Source organism: Mesorhizobium sp. M2A.F.Ca.ET.039.01.1.1, assembly GCF_003998035.1.
Lineage (GTDB): Bacteria > Pseudomonadota > Alphaproteobacteria > Rhizobiales > Rhizobiaceae > Mesorhizobium.
The window spans coordinates 1-3,651 of record NZ_RZRY01000635.1 but is presented as its reverse complement, the minus strand read 5'-3'; the positions used below and the strand labels follow the sequence as shown (position 1 = coordinate 3,651).

Here is a 3,651-nt window from a genome sequence, read left to right as displayed (position 1 = left end):
GGCTCCGATTCTCCGCAAGTCCCTCCGGGTCGGGTGGGGCGCCGGACCGGGAGGGCACCGTCTCACGGCCGGGGGACAAGGGCCGGACGGAATTCTTGAAACAAGAGCAATTCTAGACGGAAAACCGCTTTGCCTGGAACTGCTTGGCGCCGGCCGTCAGGGTCGGTGCCATCTTCACAGCAGCATCAGCTGCTCGCCGGCGCCGGAGCCTGCGACGAATTGATCGATGCGAAGCTGCCGCCGTTCGACATTGAGGCCGAGGCGCTTGGCCGCTATCTCGAAGCGCCGGCCGATCTGCCAGGCATAGGGTCCGGCGCCCTTCATGCGCTTGCCCCATTCGGAATCGTAATCCTTGCCGTCGCGCATCGAGCGGATCAGCGACATCACATGCCGGTACCGGTCCGGATAATGCCGCAACAGCCAATCCTTGAAGATCGGCGCCACTTCGAGCGGCAGGCGCAGGATGACGTATCCGGCCTCCCGGGCGCCGGCGGCCCGCGCCGAATCGAGGATGCGCTCCATCTCCGGATCGTTGAGGCCGGGAATGATCGGCGCCACCATCACGGAGGCCGGGATGCCGGCATCCGACAATTGCCTGATCGCCTCTAGCCGCTTCGTCGGGGTCGACGCGCGCGGTTCCATGGTGCGGGCCAGCATGCGGTCCATCGTGGTCACCGACAGCGCCACCTTGGCAAGGCCACGCTCCGCCATGCGCGACAGGATGTCTAAGTCGCGCGTCACCAGCGCCGACTTCGTCACGATGCCGACCGGATGTCCGCGCGCCTCCAGCACCTCGAGGATCTCGCGCATGATCCGGTACTGCTTCTCGATCGGCTGGTAAGGATCGGTGTTGGTGCCGATGGCGATGGTGCGCGGCTGGTAGCCCGGCTTCGACAACTCTCTGTCCAGCATGCGCGCCGCATCCGGCTTGGCGAACAGCTTCGATTCGAAATCGAGCCCCGGCGACAGGCCCATGAAGGCATGCGTCGGCCGGGCGAAACAGTAGACGCAGCCATGCTCGCAGCCGCGATAGGGATTGATCGAACGGTCGAAGGAAATGTCGGGCGACTCGTTGCGGGTGATGATGGTGCGCGGCTTCTCGACCTGCACTTCCGTCTTGAACGGCGGCAACTCCTCCAGCGAGTTCCAGCCGTCATCGAAGACATGCCGGCTGACCGGCTCGAACCGACCGGACGGATTGATGCCGGCCGACCGGCCGCGATTGCGGTCGGGCCGCACGCGCATGCCGCTCTGCTCGATCATCGCGTTCGCCATCTCGGCTCTGCCTGCTCCGAAAGCGGCAATGTCGGCGCGCACGATCTGTTCCATTTTCGCCCTTTCCCAGGGACTGTCGGCAGGCTGTCGAATCGCTCTGTTCATGAAACTATTCCTATTTTGCCGATGAGAACAAAGCAAGAACTTTTTCGACTGGAAGCGTAAACTGGCGCTAGCCTCCGCTTTCCGCTATTCGGCTAGGCATGCTCAGCGTTCTCATCGAAACCCGCAACGACGAAGAGGGACTTGCCCGCACGCTCGCCTCGCTGGTCGGCGGCGCGGTCGAAGGCGTCGTGCGCGACGTCATCGTCTGCGATCAAGGCTCGACCGACCAGACGCATCGGGTCGCCGAACATGCCGGCTGCCATTATGTGAGCGGTGGGCTCGGCGCCGGTATCAGCCAGGCAAAGGGCGATTGGCTGCTGCTTGTGGAGCCCGGCGCCCGGCTGGCCGAAGGCTGGATCGACGAGGTTGTCGCGCATACGGCAAAGCAAACGATGCCGGCACGCTTTTCACGCGCTCGGGCCGACCGCGCGCCTTTCCTGGCGCGTGTTTTTTCGGGCAATCGGGCGCTGGCAGAGGGTCTCGTCATCAGCAAGCGCCAGGCCTCGGCTCTGGCAAAGAGCGCTCGCGGTGCGGAGGCCCTGGCTCGGGGTCTCGCGACCAGGCGGTTGAACGCCGAAATCTGGGTGGCGCCGCCGAAGTGACGCCTGCGCCCCTTACTAAGTGGGCTTGCCGCCCCGCCTGAGATGCTCGTCCAGCCGCGGCATGATCTCGACGAAGTTGCAGGGCATGTGACGGTAGTCGAGCTGCGCCTTGATGATGCCGTCCCAAGCGTCCTTGCAGGCGCCGGGCGAGCCCGGCAGCACGAAGACGAAGGTGGCGTTGACGACGCCGCCGGTCGCCCGGCTCTGGATCGTCGAGGTGCCGATCTTGTCGTAGGAGATGCGGTGGAAAACTTCCGAAAAGCCGTCCATGCGCTTTTCGAAGATCGGCTCCAGCGCCTCCGGCGTCACGTCGCGGCCGGTGAAACCGGTGCCGCCGGTGGTGATGACGACATCGATGCTGTCGTCCTTCGACCAGCCGAGGACCTTGTCGCGGATCTTTTCGCGGTCGTCGGTGACGATGTCGCGCGCGGCAAGCGCATGGCCGGCTTCCGCGATGCGGTCGGCCAGCGTCTGGCCGGATTTATCGTCGGCAAGGCTGCGCGTGTCGGATACCGTCAGCACCGCGATGCGCACCGGAATGAAGGGTCGGCTCTCGTCAAGCTTCGCCATCGCTCACCTCCATGCTGCGCGTGGCGGCCACGAACCAGTCGGGATGACGCGCGCGGATCTCGATCGCCGCACGCTTGGCCACATTGCCGGTCTCGAACAGGCCGAAGCAGGTGGCGCCCGAGCCGGACATGCGCGCGAAGGCGGCGTCGGCGCGCTTGAGCGCCTTGAGCGCCTCGCCGATCGCGGGCTGAATGGCTTGAGCGGCGCCTTCGAGATCGTTGCGGGTCGTTTCCAGCCAGTTACGGATGGCGTGGAAGTCGAGGCGCCTTGGCAGCGGCGGCAGCGCGTCATTGTCGCGACGAGAGAGCGCCTTGAACACGTCCGGTGTTGAGACAGCGACGCCCGGATTGACCAGGACGAGGCCAAGCGCCGGAAACGCGGAGAGCGGCGACACTTCATCACCGATGCCGCGCGCGACCAGCGGCTTCGACTTCAGGCACATCGGCAGGTCGGCTCCGAGCGAAAGCCCGATCCGCGCCAGCGAAATCTCGTCGATATCGAGCTTCCAGAGCCGCGCCAGGCCGTTGAGCGCGGCTGCCGCGTCGCTGGAGCCGCCGCCGACGCCCGAGGCGACCGGCAGGTTCTTCTCCAGCCGGATGGCGACCGGCGGCGTGCGCTGCACGCCGGCTTCCCGGCGCAAGGCATCGCGCGCCTTCACCACCAGATTGCCGTCGTCGAGCGGCAGGCCGGCGGCATATCGGCCGAACACCGAGAATTCGTCCTGCTCCGCCGGCTCGATTTCCAGCCGGTCGCCGAAGCGTGTGAACACGGCAAGGCTCTCGATGAGATGATAGCCGTCGTCGCGCCTTCCTGTGACATGCAGCGCCAGGTTGATCTTGGCCGGCGCAAGCCATGTCCGGACCTCTGTGCCGGGCTCCAGGATGTCGGCTGCTGGCGAGATGGGATCAGTCCTTGGCGAGACGATATTCGCCGGTCTTGGGATCCTTGACCAGCGTGCCCATCGTGCCGTTCGCCGCCTGTTTTTCGGTGCGCCGGATCTTGGCTGTCACGCGCTCGGCCTCGCGCACGAAAGCGCGGTAGCCGAAATAGGCGGCGGCGCCGACAACAGCGAAGAAAATGATCTTCGGCATATCCAAAC

Annotated in this window: 5 protein-coding genes; 1 reads left to right on the top strand and 4 read right to left on the bottom strand. The window is 65.5% G+C overall.

Annotated features, from left to right (window positions below; translation table 11 throughout):
* Positions 1-174: 174 nt before the first annotated feature.
* On the bottom strand, positions 175-1,329 hold the full coding sequence (locus EOA24_RS30860) for a PA0069 family radical SAM protein (RefSeq protein ID WP_126078612.1): 1,155 nt from the start codon (positions 1,327-1,329) through the stop codon (positions 175-177).
* Between the two features lie 149 nt (positions 1,330-1,478).
* On the opposite strand from EOA24_RS30860, the gene EOA24_RS30855 reads away from it, so the two are divergent.
* A complete protein-coding gene (locus EOA24_RS30855) occupies positions 1,479-1,982 on the top strand; it encodes a glycosyltransferase (protein ID WP_126078611.1) in 504 nt (167 codons plus the stop codon).
* 15 nt (positions 1,983-1,997) lie between these two features.
* Here EOA24_RS30855 and moaB read toward each other — a convergent pair whose 3' ends face one another.
* The 3 genes from moaB to EOA24_RS30840 are packed head-to-tail and all read right to left on the bottom strand — an operon-like array spanning position 1,998 to position 3,643.
* The gene (gene moaB / locus EOA24_RS30850) at positions 1,998-2,552 is read right to left on the bottom strand and encodes a molybdenum cofactor biosynthesis protein B (RefSeq protein ID WP_126078610.1); all 555 of its coding nucleotides are present in this window, start codon (positions 2,550-2,552) and stop codon (positions 1,998-2,000) included.
* A complete protein-coding gene (locus tag EOA24_RS30845) occupies positions 2,539-3,432 on the bottom strand; it encodes a 4-(cytidine 5'-diphospho)-2-C-methyl-D-erythritol kinase (protein WP_126078609.1) in 894 nt (297 codons plus the stop codon). Before EOA24_RS30845 ends, moaB begins: the two co-directional genes overlap by 14 nt.
* A 25-nt stretch (positions 3,433-3,457) precedes the next feature.
* Positions 3,458-3,643, bottom strand: coding sequence for a hypothetical protein (locus EOA24_RS30840; RefSeq protein WP_127410427.1), 186 nt, complete (start codon positions 3,641-3,643; stop codon positions 3,458-3,460).
* Positions 3,644-3,651: the final 8 nt, after the last annotated feature.

Excerpts from the sequence above, each read along its gene's own strand:
- EOA24_RS30840 (WP_127410427.1), bottom strand. The coding sequence starts at position 3,643 with ATGCCGAAGATCATTTTCTTCGCTGTTGTCGGCGCCGCCGCCTATTTC.
- moaB (WP_126078610.1), bottom strand. The coding sequence starts at position 2,552 with ATGGCGAAGCTTGACGAGAGCCGACCCTTCATTCCGGTGCGCATCGCG.
- EOA24_RS30860 (WP_126078612.1), bottom strand. The coding sequence starts at position 1,329 with ATGGAACAGATCGTGCGCGCCGACATTGCCGCTTTCGGAGCAGGCAGA.
- EOA24_RS30855 (WP_126078611.1), top strand. The coding sequence starts at position 1,479 with ATGCTCAGCGTTCTCATCGAAACCCGCAACGACGAAGAGGGACTTGCC.